This window comes from Rhizobium cauense (assembly GCF_019511525.1).
Lineage (GTDB): Bacteria > Pseudomonadota > Alphaproteobacteria > Rhizobiales > Rhizobiaceae > Rhizobium > Rhizobium cauense.
This window is the reverse complement of record NZ_JAEUAT010000033.1, coordinates 1-15,573: the sequence shown is the minus strand read 5'-3', so window position 1 is coordinate 15,573 and position 15,573 is coordinate 1. Positions and strand designations below refer to the sequence as shown.

The 15,573-nt window shown below is 56.7% G+C and carries 16 protein-coding genes; 4 read left to right on the top strand and 12 right to left on the bottom strand.

Going from position 1 to position 15,573, the window contains the following annotated elements; translation table 11 throughout:
• Positions 1–9: 9 nt before the first annotated feature.
• The 3 genes from JNB88_RS32130 to JNB88_RS32120 form a co-directional block, all read right to left on the bottom strand.
• Positions 10–399, bottom strand: a complete 390-nt coding sequence (locus JNB88_RS32130) for a RidA family protein (protein WP_220359011.1) — start codon at positions 397–399, stop codon at positions 10–12.
• A gap of 316 nt (positions 400–715) precedes the next feature.
• Positions 716–1,186 (bottom strand): ProQ/FinO family protein, encoded by a 471-nt coding sequence (locus tag JNB88_RS32125; RefSeq protein ID WP_220359010.1) that lies wholly within the window; start codon positions 1,184–1,186, stop codon positions 716–718.
• Positions 1,187–1,460: 274 nt separating this feature from the next.
• Positions 1,461–2,366, bottom strand: a complete 906-nt coding sequence (locus tag JNB88_RS32120) for a LysR family transcriptional regulator (protein ID WP_220359009.1) — start codon at positions 2,364–2,366, stop codon at positions 1,461–1,463.
• A gap of 93 nt (positions 2,367–2,459) precedes the next feature.
• Between JNB88_RS32120 and JNB88_RS32115 the strand changes: the two genes are divergently transcribed.
• Positions 2,460–3,260: an SDR family NAD(P)-dependent oxidoreductase gene (locus tag JNB88_RS32115; RefSeq protein WP_220359008.1), complete on the top strand. Its 801-nt coding sequence runs from the start codon at positions 2,460–2,462 to the stop codon at positions 3,258–3,260.
• Positions 3,261–3,294: 34 nt separating this feature from the next.
• Positions 3,295–4,101: an SDR family NAD(P)-dependent oxidoreductase gene (locus JNB88_RS32110; RefSeq protein WP_037135556.1), complete on the top strand. Its 807-nt coding sequence runs from the start codon at positions 3,295–3,297 to the stop codon at positions 4,099–4,101.
• A gap of 134 nt (positions 4,102–4,235) precedes the next feature.
• Here the strand turns inward: JNB88_RS32110 and JNB88_RS32105 are convergent, their stop codons facing one another.
• From JNB88_RS32105 to JNB88_RS32075, 7 genes are all read right to left on the bottom strand, one after another.
• Positions 4,236–5,825, bottom strand: coding sequence for an ABC transporter substrate-binding protein (locus tag JNB88_RS32105; protein ID WP_220359007.1), 1,590 nt, complete (start codon positions 5,823–5,825; stop codon positions 4,236–4,238).
• A 19-nt stretch (positions 5,826–5,844) separates the two neighbouring features.
• Positions 5,845–6,393 (bottom strand): peptide-methionine (S)-S-oxide reductase MsrA, encoded by a 549-nt coding sequence (gene msrA / locus JNB88_RS32100; protein WP_223217426.1) that lies wholly within the window; start codon positions 6,391–6,393, stop codon positions 5,845–5,847.
• A 188-nt stretch (positions 6,394–6,581) separates the two neighbouring features.
• Positions 6,582–7,217, bottom strand: coding sequence for a maleylacetoacetate isomerase (maiA, locus tag JNB88_RS32095; protein ID WP_220359006.1), 636 nt, complete (start codon positions 7,215–7,217; stop codon positions 6,582–6,584).
• 19 nt (positions 7,218–7,236) lie between these two features.
• Positions 7,237–7,404: a hypothetical protein gene (locus JNB88_RS32090; protein WP_220359005.1), complete on the bottom strand. Its 168-nt coding sequence runs from the start codon at positions 7,402–7,404 to the stop codon at positions 7,237–7,239.
• A 64-nt stretch (positions 7,405–7,468) separates the two neighbouring features.
• Positions 7,469–7,885, bottom strand: coding sequence for an organic hydroperoxide resistance protein (locus JNB88_RS32085; RefSeq protein WP_037135560.1), 417 nt, complete (start codon positions 7,883–7,885; stop codon positions 7,469–7,471).
• Positions 7,886–8,048: 163 nt separating this feature from the next.
• Positions 8,049–9,359, bottom strand: coding sequence for a sensor histidine kinase (locus JNB88_RS32080; RefSeq protein WP_037135561.1), 1,311 nt, complete (start codon positions 9,357–9,359; stop codon positions 8,049–8,051).
• A complete protein-coding gene (locus JNB88_RS32075) occupies positions 9,356–10,096 on the bottom strand; it encodes a response regulator (protein WP_037135563.1) in 741 nt (246 codons plus the stop codon). Before JNB88_RS32075 ends, JNB88_RS32080 begins: the two co-directional genes overlap by 4 nt.
• Positions 10,097–11,250: 1,154 nt before the next feature.
• Between JNB88_RS32075 and JNB88_RS32070 the strand changes: the two genes are divergently transcribed.
• Positions 11,251–12,144: a sensor histidine kinase gene (locus JNB88_RS32070; protein WP_220359004.1), complete on the top strand. Its 894-nt coding sequence runs from the start codon at positions 11,251–11,253 to the stop codon at positions 12,142–12,144.
• Between the two features lie 149 nt (positions 12,145–12,293).
• A complete protein-coding gene (locus tag JNB88_RS32065) occupies positions 12,294–13,313 on the top strand; it encodes a DUF3095 family protein (RefSeq protein ID WP_420832239.1) in 1,020 nt (339 codons plus the stop codon).
• A gap of 185 nt (positions 13,314–13,498) precedes the next feature.
• Here the strand turns inward: JNB88_RS32065 and msrA (JNB88_RS32060) are convergent, their stop codons facing one another.
• Entirely contained in the window at positions 13,499–14,233 is a 735-nt protein-coding gene (msrA, locus tag JNB88_RS32060; RefSeq protein WP_220359003.1) for a peptide-methionine (S)-S-oxide reductase MsrA, read from the bottom strand.
• 348 nt (positions 14,234–14,581) lie between these two features.
• Positions 14,582–15,376 (bottom strand): SDR family NAD(P)-dependent oxidoreductase, encoded by a 795-nt coding sequence (locus JNB88_RS32055; protein WP_220359002.1) that lies wholly within the window; start codon positions 15,374–15,376, stop codon positions 14,582–14,584.
• Positions 15,377–15,573: the final 197 nt, after the last annotated feature.

Below are 15,573 nucleotides of genomic sequence, written 5' to 3'. Positions count from 1 at the left end.
ACGCCTTGACTAGAAAACCTTTGCTGCGGTCACCTCGACTTCGACGAGAAATTCCGGTCGCGTAAATCCGCCGACGATTATTAGGGTCGATACCGGTTTGGGGTCGAGTGTATATCGATCACGCACCGCCATGTAGGCAGGAAAATCCTCCCTCTTCGTGACGAACCCAGAAATGCGTATGACATCCGCAAATGTCATGCCGGCCTCGTCGAGTATCGCATCAATCGCCTTGAAGCAAAGTTCGGCCTGCGCAGTGATATCCCCGGGGATGACGTCGTCAACACCGATCCCCAGCTGACCGGATGTGACAAGAAGCGACGCGCCGGCGGGCACGAGCAGGCCGTGATTGTAGTTTCCGAAGGGTTTGCGGACAGAGGGCGGATTGAAGGCTCTGCTCATTAGATTTCCATGGAAAGGGTCATGTTTCGCCGTTGGTCCGGCTACTAACTGGAGGTCATGGTGCAGCGGGTTTGCGACTGAAACAAGCAGCTCTTTGCGGTTGTGCCGACAAGAATAGGGCTTTCCACAGGAAGCCTCGTCGCGCGCTGGTGGGCAGCAGAATGGGTCGAGCTTGCTCACACTCAGGGGGACGCTGGCATTAGGGTCTAGCACGAAACCGCCAGGCGGTGGCCGACGCTTTCGCTCGTGGATGAGTTCTGCCAGATAGGGGCAACTGGCGCGAGAACCGGGAAATCATCTAGGGGGTCGCGCCGGGTCACCTGCGCCGGTTTAGCAGGGCGGCACGAATCTGCTCGCTCTTGCTGAGGGGAGGCAGGGCCGTCACAACGCTTTCCGTAACCATACTCTCCTCCATCGGCGCGTTGCTGTGCGTGAGCGTCTGGTAGCGCTGCTGTGCCGCCATCCGGTCCGCATCCGACACGGGCTCGGCTGGACTGCCTTGCAGGTCGAAGCGCATGGAGCCGGGCTGAGCGGTTGCGAAGAAATACCGCTTGGAATGCAGGTAGGCGCCGGTTGCCCGGCGCAGCGTCGTGACGCCGACACCCGGCTTGAGGAGCGCGCGGATGTCATTCCAGAGGCCGAGTGCAAACGGCCTAATCGGATCGCCGACTTTCGCCGGCAGAATCTCGATGGGGCGCTCGAGCAGAGCATTGATCGCCCGCGCCTTGGCAAGGTCCGCATCGTTTGCCGGGATCGGGCCGCGGCTTGTCGTCCAGGGTTTCGTCATTGGCAGGTTCCACTTCAATGCCCGACCTAAATAGGGATCCTGAAGGGAGTTTGACAGTGCGGTGTCATGGCGCATCAAACGAAGCCACAAAATGCAGTCCCTCGCATGCTTTAGCTCCCTGCATGCAACAAGCTCAGGTCGGGCGGCACGGGGAGGACCGCCGCCGCCCGGCGTCGGTTGCGGTCTGCTCGGTGGCCACGAACCGCTGACCGTGACGGCGTATCAGTCGTATTGCGTTAGACGTCGATCGGCTCCATTGCCCGACTGCGCAGCGTTAGGAGGCCGCCTCGCGTTGGTTCTGGCGGATGACGTCTACGAAGGCGCGCAGTGCTGCGGGTGTGTGGCGATTGCGAGGGTAGTATAGGGAAAGCGGCGCCGGCGGAGGACGCCAGCCTTCGAGGACGCGGCGGAGCTGGCCGGCTGCCACCGCGTCACGGGTGATCGCATCCGCCAGATACGCGAGGCCGAAGCCAGCCTTTGCCGCGTTCAGGATCATCGATTGCTCGTCCAGAATAATTGAACCTGGGACGTCCAGTCGGATTGCCTTGCCCTCCCGCTCAAACTCCCACTGATAAATGCCACTTCCCGCCCAGCGGGACCGTATGCAGCGATGGCTTGCGAGGTCGTAAGGTGTCAGCGGCTCCGGGGACATTCGAAGGTAATCTGGTGCGCCAACGACCGAGAAGTCTAGCGAGAAGCCGAGCGAGACCGCGATCATATCCCCGGGAACCGAATTTGCTGTTCTTATCCCGGCGTCGCATCCCTGCAGGACGATATCGACCAAACGGCTGTCCGTAACAAGCTCGACCGACATTGCGGGGTATCTTTGCAGATAGTCGGCTATTATGGGGTGCATGATCTCGTGCCCCGCAGTCACCGAGGTGTTGATCCTCAATGTTCCGCTTGGCTGTTCGGCCTGACCCTTGGCGTCTTCAATAGCCTCTGCGATTTCCGCCATTGAGGAAGCGAGCCGACCGAGAAATCTCTCTCCAGACGCCGTGAGAGATACGCTTCGCGTCGTCCGATGGAAAAGCAGCACGCCGATCCGGGCTTCGAGATGCCGGATAACACTGCTCACCGCAGTCGAGGACATGCCGAGCTCATCGGCCGCCGCTCGAAAGCTGCGATGCTTTGCGACTGCTATCGCCGTCTCATACTCGATCAGGCCTGTCTTATGCATTGTCCTGTTTCTCAACCTAACTCATCCTGCTTTATCCTGCTTATCAAAGCAATTGGCCAGGTCCATATCTCACCTGAACAGGAGAACAGGTTGATGGACCTTAATCTACACAGTAAGCGCGCGCTCGTGACTGGATCCTCGTCCGGCCTGGGCGAGGCGATAGTACGCCTTCTTTCCGGTGAGGGGGCTGCAGTCATTGTGCATGGACGGGATGAACGGAAAGCTGCGCAGGTTGCCGCCTCGGTGCGCAGCTTAGGTGGCACGGTCGATCTGGTGCTCGGCGATTTGTCGACGGACGCTGGCGCTGACGCTGTGTGTCAGAAAGCTCTTTGCAACGGCCCGGTGGACATTCTGGTTAACAACGCCGGCTACTATGGACACGCCGGGTGGGACGATACCGCTGAGGACGAATGGCTGGCCGCCTATAATGCCAATGTCGTGTCTGGTGTCAGGATGATCAAGCGCCTCGTGCCAGCCATGCGTCAGCGTGGGTGGGGTCGCGTCATTCAAATTGGAGGCGGTCTCGCACAGCAACCGATGGCCACTCAGCCCGAATACAATGCGACGCTTGCGGCCCGCCATAATCTTGCGGTTTCACTCGCTCGCGATCTCAAAGGAAGTGGCGTGACGTCGAACATTGTCTCGCCTGGTGCCATTCGGGTTTCGTCCGTAGAGGATTTGTTGAGTGCAGCCGCGAGCAAATTCGGTTGGGGCACAACATGGAGTGACGTCGAGGCAGGAGCCTGTCGCGATCTCGTTCCGAATGACATTGCTCGACTGGGCAGGCCGGAGGAGATCGCCGCGGCCGTTGCCTACCTCTCCAGCCACCATGCGGATTACATCAGCGGAGCCATGATCCGCGTCGACGGTGGCCTGAACCGCTCCATACCGTAGCTCAATCAAAACCTGAACCTGAAGGGATCCCTAGATGGATATGCAATTGACGGGTAAGCGCGTCCTGATCACCGGAAGCACATCGGGCATTGGAGCCGAATGTGCCAGAATGCTGGCGGCTGAAGGCGCTAGCGTCGTTGTCAACGGCCGCAACTTTGAACGCGCCAGCATCATTGTGGAAGGCATTAAAGCCGGCGGTGGCATCGCAAAAATAGCGTTGGGAGATGTCACAACGGATGAAGGCTGTTCGGCTGTTGTCGACGCCGCGAAAGATGCATTCGGCGGGGTCGATATCCTCGTCAACAACGTTGGAAATCCGACGCAGGAGTCCCACCCCTCCTGGTTTGATGCCTCACTCGAGGAATGGATTGCCGATTTCCATCAAAACACCATCGCCGCAGTCCGCCTTATCCATGCATTCGTGCCGGCGATGAAGGTCCGAGGCTGGGGCAGGCTAATTCAGATATCGTCACGCAACGCTATCTCGCCGCACGCATTGTTTCCGTCCTATGGAGCAGCGAAAGCAGCTTTGAACAATCTTACGCTTAGCCTGTCAAAGGAACTTGCAGGGACGGGCGTCACTTCGAACGGGATCATGCCCGGTCTGATCTATACGCCACAGCTCGATCAATGGTTTGCTGAAACAGCCCATCGGCAGGGGTCTGATGATCCGGAGTTTGGCAAGGACTTCGTTCTGAAAAACATTATCCACCAGACGGTAAACCGCCTGGGTATGCCCAGGGACATTGCCGCTGCCGTTTGCTTTCTCGCTAGTCCAACCAGCGACTTCATGACGGGTACGACATTTCGCATGGATGGTGGCTCGACGCCAACCGTGTGAGCGGTCGCCAATGTTGCCCATCGCGAGCGATGGCATGGAGGCCGCCCTTAAGCGTTCTAGCTTTACCACACAGAGCCTCTTGCTCTTTCGGGGCAGGGACGACGGCAGTGAGCCGCTTGCGCCGCCAATTAGGCTCAATCACTGATATCAACGCCGTCAAAGCGATGAGCATCTGACGGTTCGATTTGATAGCCTGTGACTTTGGGGGATGTCACGACTGTGATCAGGCCGTTGGCGAGCGGAATCCACGGGGCCTCATCGGCGGCGATCTGTTGGGCCTTCTCGTACAAGGATGCTCGAAGCTTCGGATCATTTTCAGATCGAGCTTCTTCCAAGATGGCATCGAAGTCCTTGTTGCACCAGGCGGCCTTATTGTTGCCGCCGACTGAAGCGCAGGCAAGAAGGGGGGTAAGGAAGCTGTCCGGATCACCATTGTCGGCGGTCCATCCCGCGAGAACCGCTCCTTCGTGCGCCGGATCGCTTGAGCGCTTGAGATACTCGCCCCATTCGAAAGAGATAATTTCGGCATTAAGGCCGATCTTTGCCAGATCGGCCTGCAGCAATTCTGCAGTGCGTCGGCCGTTCGGATTGTACGGACGCGATACGGGCATGGCCCACAGGGTAACTTTCTGCCCCGCAAGCCCCAATTCCGAGATGGCATTCTTCGCTGCGTCCGGATCGTATTGGACGGTCTTCAAGACCCGGTTGAAGCCCATCATGTCAGGCGGCAAAACACTGTCGGCAACAACGCCGCTGCCTTGATAAACGGCGCTAAGAATCGCTTTCTTGTCGATCCCCTGGGTTATCGCGCGGCGTGCCCGCGGGTCGTCGAAGGGCTTCTGTGTTGTGTTAAAAGCAAGATAACCAACATTGAGGCCAGGCCGTTGCAAGACCTTGAACTCTCGATCCTCTTTCAGCGAAGGGATGTCCGCGGGCGTGGGATACACTGCGATCTGGCACTCGCCGGCCTTTAACCTTTGAATACGTGTGGCGGCATCCGTAGTGATTGCAAAGATCAGATCGTCGATCGGCTGCTTGCCGCCCCAATATTGGCCGAACGCTTCATAACGAATGGCTGCGTCGGGCTGATAGGCGGCAAAACGGAAGGGGCCCGTACCGATCGGCTTCTGGTTGAGATCATCCACATGACCTCTCTTGACTAGCTGATCTGCATACTCTTTCGAGAGAATGGAGGCGAAGTCGAGTGCAAGCAGTCCCAGGAATGGGGCATTTTTCGTTTTCAGGGTAAACCGCACTGTTAAAGGATCGATCTTTTCGATTGCGGCCAATGATTGCGGAAAGCCAACATCACTGTAATATGACCAGCTTGCTCCTATCGCGTAGGCATCGAATTCGTGCTTGCCTGACTGGCGTTCAAAGCTGAAGATCACGTCATCCGCATTGAAATCGCGGGTCGGGTCGAATTCGTCATTGCTGTGGAATTTGACGCCTGCCCGCAAGTGGAATGTATACGTCTTACCATCGTCAGAAATATCCCAGCGTTCGGCGAGAGCGGGAACGATCTCCGTAGAGCCGCGCTTGTATTCCACCAGCCGATTGTAGATTGTTTTCGAAGAGGCGTCGAAAGTCGAACCCGACGTATAGCGAGCGGGATCGAAACCTTCGGGACTTGCTTCCGAACAATAGATCAATGATTTGGCGAAGCCTGTGCTGGTCAATCCGAGCGTCAGGAGGATGGCGGCACCAATTGCGATGGATTTCACTTCTGGAGATCTCTCAATTTCAAGATGTTTGTCTGTGCGAGTGGGTGGGAACCGAGCAGGCGTGATGACCGTTCTTTTCGATGTAGCGTTGGTGCTTTTCATCGGCCAGTTCGAGGCTCACGTAGCGAATGATCTGCGTGGTAGCTGGCGCTGTGGAGTCTTGGTTGAAGCTCGCCTTCAAACCTTCAGCAATAGCCGCCTGTTCGTCTGAATGGACGAAAATCGCCGATCTCACGCCTTCGCCAATCTCGTCGCGCTGACGATCGAAAGCTGTCGGATCGTGGCTTTTCCAGAAGAGTTCGATCAGGCTCTGATAGCTGACGACTTCAGGATCGAAGTCGAGCTGCACGACTTCGATCCTGCCGGCTGGCGTCGAGCCGTCTGTGCCGGTCGAGTGGCCGACGCGCGCATCAGTAACGCCGTCTATGGCACGAAAGTAGGCTTCTGATCCCCAGAAGCAGCCGGCACCGAACGTTGCTTGGTCTATAGGCATACTAGGCTCCTTCTTGCACTGCAAAGGCACGCCAACCAGCCGCGTCCATAATGAAACGGTGATCTCGTCATTCAAAGCCTTTCGCGGATGGTGTGATGTCGACGGCGAGAATTAAATATATAATTTATTGATTTAGTTGATTTTGTTGAGCAAGCTATTTGTTCAAACGGCGAATTCTGGAGCATTTTCGTGCGGTACTGTATGGGGCAATACAAAGATTTTCCTAATCGTGGTACTACGGCTCCATATTGATCAGCATGGTTTCACTTTCGCGGTGCTGGCGCATTCTCCGCAAATGAAGGAAGTGTTCCCAACCGCGCGATAATATCGGTGATATGGGGCCATCGCTCGAGGTCTATACCAAGGCGCCGTGCGCCGATGGCCTGGGGAAACAGAAAAATGTCTGCGATACAGGGTTCATTGCCGATGGCAAATGCGCCTCGTCGATTATCGGCGAGAAGCCGTTCGACAGCGCCTAGCCCCTCTGCCGTCCAATGGCGGTTCCAATCGGCAGTCGCTTGCGCATCAACACCGAGCGTTGCGGCCAGATGCAATCCAATGCGCGGCGTGAGAAGCGCATGGATTTCAGAAGCTATCGCCATCGCGATTGACCGGGCCGCCGCCCGCTCAAGGAGACCGCGCGGAAGAAGTGGGGGCTCTGGCTGAAGCTCATCCAGGTACTCGATGATTGCCAGGGATTGCGTGATCAGGGACCCGTTTTCAGCCAACAATGCTGGTACCAGCCCCTGCGGATTTATCTTGAGATAGTCGTCTTGGTGGCTCTCTGCATGCGCGCCGAGAATTCCGATTGATTGCGTCTCAACGGCCAATCCTTTCAGAGCCAACGCAATACGAACGCGCGATGCAGCGGATGAAATCTCGTTTAGATAAAGCTTCACACATGTCTCCTTCGCGGCCTCAGAGCTTCGAGTGTTCAGGAGGCGCAGGTGCATCCCCCTGAAGCGGTGTGGACGCCGACAAGGCCACCAGGCCGTTCAGCGGAGATGGCTCCTTTGAGGTGATGTCATAGACGCACGGCGCGGCGAACACGCCTGCCAAGAGAATGCAAATCAGTGCGAGTTTCATGTGCTACTCCAGGGACGAGCGAAGGCCCGTCCCATTTCTTGATGTTGCGGATGGATTGTTAAGGTCAGACGACGTTGAGCTCAACATTGATGTTGCCGCGGGTGGCTTTGGAGTAAGGGCAGGTCTGGTGCGCTTCTTCGACGAGTACACGCGCCAGTTCACGTTCAATGCCGGGCAAGCTGACATTGAGACGCGCCTGAAGGAAATAGGAGCCATCGGTCTGCCCGAGATCGACTTCCGCATCAACTGCCGCCAAGGCGGGCAGAGCCATTTTGCGCTTCCCGGCAGCAATTCCGAGGGCTCCGATAAAGCAGGCCGACCAGCCGGCCGCGAAAAGCTGCTCCGGATTGGTGCCGCCCTTGCCGCTACCCGGAGGGGAAAGCTTAATGTCGAGCGCGCGATCGTCGCTCTGTGCGGATCCGTCGCGACCACCTGTCGTATGTGTCTTGCCGGTATAGAGAACCTTGTCGATCTTGATCATAGAACACTCCTTCATTCGTGACCGCTCTTGGCGGGGTTTGACGAGAGGTGTTTTGAAGCGGTGACGTATCCGGCGTGTTTCTAGAACCCGGTCTATTTGTAACGAACCGTAGCGAGTGCCGTGTCGATCCGGCGCCCAATTGCGCGACGGACACCGACAATTATCAGCGTATAGTGACTTCAGCCGCCAAGCCGCCGCCATTTCGATTGTAAAGGCGAATTGCACCGCCAAGTGCCGACGCGAGCTGCTGCGCTATCGCAAGCCCCAGTCCCGATCCGCCGGTTTCTCGATTTCGCGATTGCTCGAGACGAAAGAATGGCTGCATGGCTGCCTCGATTTGATCGTCAGGGATTCCCGGCCCGCGATCGAGGACAGTAAAGGCAATCTCGCCTCCTTTCCTGTGCTCCACCGTCACCTCGGCCGATCCACCGAACTTCAACGCATTGTCGATGAAATTGGAAAGGATGCGCCGTAAGGCATGCGGTTTGGTCATCGCCGTTCCCGTAATGATGCCACTTGAGGTAACCTGTTGGCCCGTGTCCTGGTAGTCGTAGCAGATGCTCTCGACGAAGGACGTGAGGTCAATTCGCGAAAACTTCTCGCCGTTCCCATGCGAGCTGCGGGAATAGGCGATACCATCGTGAACCAACCGTTGAAGCTCCTCGATATCATGCAGGAGCTTGACCCGCTCTGGTGTGTCGTCGGCCAGGTCCGCGCGAAGCCTCATCCGGGTAATTGGGGTTTGAAGGTCGTGCGAGATTGCGGCAAGGATCTGGACGCGCTCTTCCAGGTAGTGCGCTATCCGGTCTTGCATTGCATTGAACGCTCTGGCGGCGTTCGCGACTTCCGTCGGGCCGCTGGTGCTCAAGGCCAATCCCTTCTTGACTGGATCGAGCGCATCGGCCGCGGCAGCGAGCTCTGCGAGCGGGCGTGAGGCCTGTCGAACAGCGAGCCAGGCGAGGAACCCGATCATCAACATCTGAAATACGAATACATACGGTAACCAGGTCGCCAACGGCATGATCCCTCGTGGGGTGATGTCGATCGTAAGCGGCGTACCGTCACTCAGCGTAAGATGGGCCTGTAGTCGTTGACCATCTCCTGGAATTGCTTCCATGCGGATCGGCCAGCGATGATCGATTGCGTCACCGATCGTATTGGCTATTTCCTTGCCTCTGAGGCTGTCGTCGGGGAGGCCGGGTTGGCCCGATCCCAGCGAAAAGCGGTAGTTGTCCCGGCCCAACAGTTCAGTGACATCTCCCCGTAGGTCCCTTGGAAGACGATCCAGAACGGCAATGGACGTGGCGATATCCCGCTCAAGCGTACCGAGCATCACCGCCTTGGCGGACATGTAACGCTCGGCGTAGAGCACGCTAAACGAAAGCCCGTACGCAATCACGAGACCAACCAGGAGGATAGCAAACATCCTCGAGCGCAGGCTGCTCGGCCAAAAGCGCCAGCGAGAGAAAGTCATTGACGCGACTCCGAAACCTCGATCGGAACGGAAAAGACATACCCTTCGCTGCGAACCGTCTTGATATAGACCGGCTCGCGCGCATCATCACCTAGACGCTGGCGCAGTCGGCTTACGAGGAGATCGATTGACCGGTCGAATATCTCTGCGTCGCGTCCTTGAGTTAGATTGAGGAGCTGGTCTCGGTTGAGAACACGCTGCGGGTGATCGATAAACACTCGAAGTAGCCGGAATTCGGCACCACTCAGCGCAATGGTAGTTCCGGCGTTGTCGAGCAGGTTCCGCGCGACGGTATCGAGCCGCCATTCGCCAAACCGCAAGATCTGTCCAGCTTCGGTCACCTGGAAATTGGGCGGCAGCATACGGGTGCGTCGTAGAACCGATTTTATCCGGGCGAGAAGCTCTCGCGCGGCAAATGGTTTTGGCAGATAGTCATCAGCGCCCATCTCAAGACCCAGGACACGGTCCATCTCGTCGCTGCGCGCTGTTAGCATCAGGATGGGTGTTGCCTTGTGCTTGCCGGCCCGAAGTTCACGGCAAAGCACCAGCCCGTCGTCTCCTGGCATCATAATGTCCAGTACGATCAGATCTACGGTGTTCGTTTCAAGGAATCCGCGCATCTGTCGGCCGTCAGCTGCTACCGACACGCGCAGGCCATTCTTTTTCAAGTAGCCCGAAACCAGCTCACGAATTTCACTGTCGTCATCGACGATCAGGATGTGGTCGATATGGTCCATGGCCTTTCATTCCCTCCAGTAACAAATTTCAGTTGGTTCCGACGAACCGGTACCCGTTTTTCGGTTGTCTTGATGAGGCCCCCCGACCAAAACACTCCCGACGGTTTCATAAATAGGCCAGCATGTATCCTGCGTATGTCGGGCGGCTGCCGGATATGAATGCTAGTGTACCTTTCAGTTGATTAGATACACTTTGATACGGTCGCCGAGATTGTACGGCCGAATCACAGCAACAATACCTGTCCATTTCGATCTGGTCGCTCCCTCTGCAAACCGCGGCGGCAGGCTATAGCGGCGGCGTCATAGCCCCTTTTCTCATATCAGCCGCTGCATGCTCTTACCCCCTCACTGGCTTTACCAGCCCGTCCGTCTTGGTCCCGAGATCAATCCGGGCAAGCGGTGGTTCTATTCTGGATGTAGCACGAGCCTGACGCCAGAAATATCCGTGTAATTTCCTAATGTTATGCCGCGCTCTGCGCTCCTTCGTCATGAAGACCTTACCCGTTCCGACTTATTCGAGGCATACGCGGGACGATTACATTTGAAATAACATTATGAACCTCTGAAATTTTGAGGACTATCATCCAGCATAACTTGGCATTGCGGAAAGGCATGTTGGCGCTGACCAGGAAATGACTGAGCCAGTGGGCATCGAAGTAACGTTGGGGTGCGCGGGGGATGCCAGTTGCCAGCAATTTTTGGACTGGCGAGCGCCTTCCACGATGTTGGATTTCGTATTTTGGAAGGTGGAGACATGCTGAAATACCTGGAGCGATTCAAAATCTCTGTGTGCAGCACGTCTTTTGAAGTTTGCTGCACCGGTCGTTCAACCGACGAAATTCCAAACGACTGGCGATTGTGCCGCGCGACGTCTGTCGGAACCTCCCGGGCTTCTGAGCGGGGAGGCATCGATGTCGCTGGTTAAGGGCGAATACTGGGGTGCCGAAACTGACGTTGACGCGTTCGCTGTGCCGACCACGGTTCCATCCATAGCAGTAGCCGGAAGGCCATCGCTTTCCCAATACGGCCTGGAGGTCCTTCGAAGCGCTGCGCGGTGCATTCGTGGTGCTGTCACGCGTGTTATGCCAAACTCTATTGCGTCACGATTGTTTTTGGGATCGATTGCAGCACCGGTTTTCGCATTCTCGGCTCTGGTGCCTTTCGGCGATCTTCTCAGAACGCAAGTGATGTTAATGACCTTCGCCGGGGCAACATTAATTGGGCTGACGCTGACCGCTGTCGTAATCCGGCAGACATTGCGCCCCTTTAGTGATCTTGCCGTAGCAGCCAAAAGACTTGGAACTGAAGGCAGCCTGGAACGGTTGCCTGAGAGCGGTCCGTGCGAGGCGTCCGTCGTGGCGAAGGCCTTCAATACGATCTCGGAAAGGGTCAGCAGGCAAGTAGAGGAGCGCATTCGGCTTCTGACAGCTTTCTCGCATGACATGCAAACGCCTATAACGAGGATGCGACTGCGGGTGGAACTCGCTGAGCATTTCCCAGAGAGGGAAAAGCTGCTGCGAGACCTTCGCGAGGCTGAACGATTGGTCCGCGATGGGATCGCTTATGCCAAGAACTCTCACATTACCAGCGAACATGAGACGCCGGTCGACTTGCGCGCATTCATTGAAAGTATTGTCTTCGATTATAGAGACACGGGACGTGACGTATCCGTCAATGGTGCCATTCAAGGTGTAAGAACCGTCAAACCTGCTGCCCTGCGACGTATACTGTCGAACTTTATCGACAATGCGCTAAAATTCGCCGGCGCGGCTGAGATTGCGGTGCGGATAAATGCAGCCGGCGAGACGGTGGTCGCCGTAATGGATCGCGGACCCGGGATCGCACCCGACAAATTCGATACTGTTATGGAGCCCTTCGTCAAACTCCAACATCGTTCAACGGATCAAACGACCGGCGTAGGGTTGGGTCTGGCAATTGCTCGGCAGTTGGCTTGCGAGATGAACGCCTCGCTTTTGCTCGAAAACAGGCTGGGGGGTGGATTGTCGGCCCAGATCGTCCTGGCGAAGAATAATGCGGACGAGGCCTAAACTAGTCTGTATCTGAATGTACCGGACAAACGTTCGGAGACATCTGGATGCAAATCGGCGCCATCTCAAAACATCCTCGATACACCAGCGCCCTAAACGGGTTTGCTCGCTAGCCGCGGTATCGGCGCGATCAGGAAGCCATGTTTGAAATGACTGAAATGTTGAACCATAGTCCTCACGTCTACCGAAAATTCAGTAGCGTTCTTGACCGCTTAGTCTATGAACCTTTGCCAGACGACTGGCTAATTGGGATGACGGATGTCGTCGGATCGACGAGCGCCATTCAGGAGGGGCGCTACGAGGACGTCAATTTTCTGGGCGTCTCCATAATCGCGTCCATAGGCAATGCGTTGGGCAGCTTTGACTTCCCATTCAGTTTTGGCGGAGACGGCGCGACGTTCGCATTACCGTCCGAACGTCGACTGCAGGCCGAAGCTGCGTTGAAACAGACCGCCGAATTCTCCAAAAGGCGGTTCGCGCTTGAGATGCGTGCGGGTCTGATCCCGTTGGAGGAAATCAGGCGGAATGGTCGTGACGTTCGCATTGCGAGGTACGCTGTATCGGAAGATACGACATATTTCATGTTCTCGGGTGGGGGGCTCAGATGGGCAGAAGGAGAGCTGAAAAAGGGTCGGTACGGAGTAGGGGACGGTGCGGCCAGTCTGCTCGATCCCGACCTGACCGGATTGTCCTGCGAATGGGACCCGTTCGAAAGTCAACGCGGAACGATACTTTCCTTACTGGTGGAGCCGCGAGACTCGCTGTCCGATCGTGCCTTCAGCAGCATTGCGCGTGACATCATGCAGGTTCTTGACGACGTTGATCGCAGCGCCAACCCCGTTCCCGCGACCCTGCCGAAACGGAAGGCAGGCTTTGATAGCGTGGATCCGAGCGCATGGGCCGCGGTCGCATCCAATTCTGACTTCCGGAAGTTTGACGACGTCTTGAGGCTCACCGTTGATTGCACATTTGAGCAAGTGGACAAGGTTGAGACGCTACTTCGCAAGTCCGTTCAACGCGGAGAGGTGAGATATGGCCTTCACTGTCAATCGCACGCGATAATGACTTGTCTTGTTCCGGGCGCCAGCGCCAACTCCAACCTCCATTTTCTGGACGGACTGGATGGCGGCTATGCGCGGGCAGCGGCGATGTTGCGCATGAGTGCCTGAGGACCGGGTCAATCCGACGGATGGACGCCCCAATGCCCGGGGCGCCTTGAGGTTCTGCCGGAACTTTTGTTTAGTGCCTCAATTCAGCGACACGAGAGTGTAGGGAGTTTGTCAGGGAAAGAGGAACCCGCTCCTCGGTAAAGCTGCCGACAAACGCCCGTAGCTCTGCTGTCTGTCGCCAATTTTCATCCGCGTCGACCGGCTTCAAGCAAAGGTTCCTCACGCCAAACCGAATGGAAAAGCCGTTGGAGTGCATCGACTTTGGGCTGTTCGACAAAGGCGATGTAAGGCTGCGTTGGGTTGTTGACCAGGTAATCCTGGTGGTAGTCCTCGGCCTTGTAGAACGTCTTGCCGGCTTCGACTGTAGTTGCGATTGGCGAGCTGAACGCGTGACTTTGATCGAGTTGTCTGATGTAGGCGGAAGCGACGTTAGCCTGCTCCTTCGTTTGCGGGAAAACGGTAGATCTGTACTGCGGCCCCACATCGGCTCCCTGACGGTTGAGTTGCGTAGGGTCATGAGCAACAGAGAAAAACACCTGCATTAGTGTTCCAAAGCTGACTTTGCTGGCATCGAAGACTATTCGCACAGCCTCGGCATGACCGGTACTTCCAGTCTCGGTTAGTTCGTAGACGGCTGTCTCGGCACTTCCACCAGCATATCCGGCGGTAGCTGAGAGCACCCCGTTCACGTGCTGGAAAATACCCTGTGTTCCCCAAAAACAGCCGCCCGCAAACACCGCGGTCTGGATTTTGGACCTGTCCCTTGTGGCGACGACAGGTGGTGGCACCACCCTCGGCTGCTCGGCCGCGGACGGCCCACCAGCCGACCAACCGTAGTAAACGACGCCCAGAACCCCACCTGCGAGCAACAACGGGCGGACGTTTAGTGCGCGGGCCAGCAACGATTTGACATGATGCATTCAATTCTCCTTTTCAGAACGGAACAAATCTCAGCGAACCGGCCGGGGGGAGAGGTGGTGTTGAAACACAACGCCTGAGCCCAGGCCAAAGTAGGCATCGAAGAGCGAATTTACTGAAGACGCTCCTGAGCGTGAGTTCACACTGGGGAAGTATCTGCAATATGTCGAAAGTCTGCACCGTTTGTAACGCAATGCACCACTTGGGTGGTTGCATTACATTGCTGATCACCGTTCTCCGTGGTCCGGGCGAAGTCCTCTGAAATCTCGAGGTTCAATCGCGGTCTAGTCCGCCCAAAACGCCGCAGTTGAGGCAACGTGGCTTGTGACAAACCGCTACATTGCTGGTGACTATCTTACCCAGGAGGCCAGTCGATTGCTGTAGGAGCGCACGGCCCAACCTAGTGCGGAGCCTCCGAGCAGAAGGCGAAGCGGCGGGTCGTCGCTGTCAACGAGCCCCATCAACTGCTCGACTGACGAAAGGGGATCATTGGCAAGCTCATTACCAAGCGAGGCGTAAAGGCGTGAGCGGGCGCCGTCATAGGCGCTATGCATTTGCGAGAAGCGCATCGACGTAGGAGAGGTGAACTCGGTTGCGTATATGGCCGGCTCGAGGATGGAAACCTTGATCCCGAGATCCGAAATCTCTTCCGAGAGGGATTCCATCATCCCTTCCAGGGCCCATTTGGACGCATTGTACATCCCGATGGTTGGTTGCCCAACGAGGCCGCTGACGCTTGAGACGGCGATGATGTGACCACTAGCCTGCGCGCGCATGATTGGGAGAACCGCCTGCGTCACCCAAAGTGCACCAAAGACATTCGTATCGAAAAGCGCTCGCGCGTCGGCTTCGGCGACTTCTTCGACCGCGCCGGCCAGACAGTATCCTGCATTGTTGATAAGCACATCGATGCGGCCAAAGTGCTCGATCGCGCATCGTGCCGCCGTAAATGCTTGGGATCTCTCAGCCACATCAAGCTGCACAGGTAAGACATTGTCTCCATACCGATCACTCAACGCGGAAACGCTGGCAACGTCGCGAACCGCTGCAACCACACGGTCGCCCTTTGCAAGTGCCGCCTCCGTCCATGTTCGTCCAAATCCGCGAGAGGCGCCCGTCACCAACCAAACCTTTTCCCGAGACATCAGCAAGTTTTCCTTTGCTTTACCCAGAGGTTACCTAAGTCCCGACGCATGCTGGCGCAAACAAAAGGGTTGAACTGCACCCCAATTCGACCGGACACTCAGCATAAGCAGGAAGGCTCAAGCACAGGCTTGAGGATAGGCTTATGTCTAACGAGTTTCGACAGGTTGATCTGATGATCGGTGACGTCAGGCGGCGA

Excerpts from the sequence above, each read along its gene's own strand:
- JNB88_RS32130 (WP_220359011.1), bottom strand. The coding sequence starts at position 399 with ATGAGCAGAGCCTTCAATCCGCCCTCTGTCCGCAAACCCTTCGGAAAC.
- JNB88_RS32125 (WP_220359010.1), bottom strand. The coding sequence starts at position 1,186 with ATGACGAAACCCTGGACGACAAGCCGCGGCCCGATCCCGGCAAACGAT.
- JNB88_RS32120 (WP_220359009.1), bottom strand. The coding sequence starts at position 2,366 with ATGCATAAGACAGGCCTGATCGAGTATGAGACGGCGATAGCAGTCGCA.
- JNB88_RS32115 (WP_220359008.1), top strand. The coding sequence starts at position 2,460 with ATGGACCTTAATCTACACAGTAAGCGCGCGCTCGTGACTGGATCCTCG.
- JNB88_RS32110 (WP_037135556.1), top strand. The coding sequence starts at position 3,295 with ATGGATATGCAATTGACGGGTAAGCGCGTCCTGATCACCGGAAGCACA.
- JNB88_RS32090 (WP_220359005.1), bottom strand. The coding sequence starts at position 7,404 with ATGAAACTCGCACTGATTTGCATTCTCTTGGCAGGCGTGTTCGCCGCG.
- JNB88_RS32085 (WP_037135560.1), bottom strand. The coding sequence starts at position 7,885 with ATGATCAAGATCGACAAGGTTCTCTATACCGGCAAGACACATACGACA.
- JNB88_RS32080 (WP_037135561.1), bottom strand. The coding sequence starts at position 9,359 with ATGACTTTCTCTCGCTGGCGCTTTTGGCCGAGCAGCCTGCGCTCGAGG.
- JNB88_RS32075 (WP_037135563.1), bottom strand. The coding sequence starts at position 10,096 with ATGGACCATATCGACCACATCCTGATCGTCGATGACGACAGTGAAATT.
- JNB88_RS32065 (WP_420832239.1), top strand. The coding sequence starts at position 12,294 with ATGACTGAAATGTTGAACCATAGTCCTCACGTCTACCGAAAATTCAGT.
- msrA (WP_220359003.1), bottom strand. The coding sequence starts at position 14,233 with ATGCATCATGTCAAATCGTTGCTGGCCCGCGCACTAAACGTCCGCCCG.
- JNB88_RS32055 (WP_220359002.1), bottom strand. The coding sequence starts at position 15,376 with ATGTCTCGGGAAAAGGTTTGGTTGGTGACGGGCGCCTCTCGCGGATTT.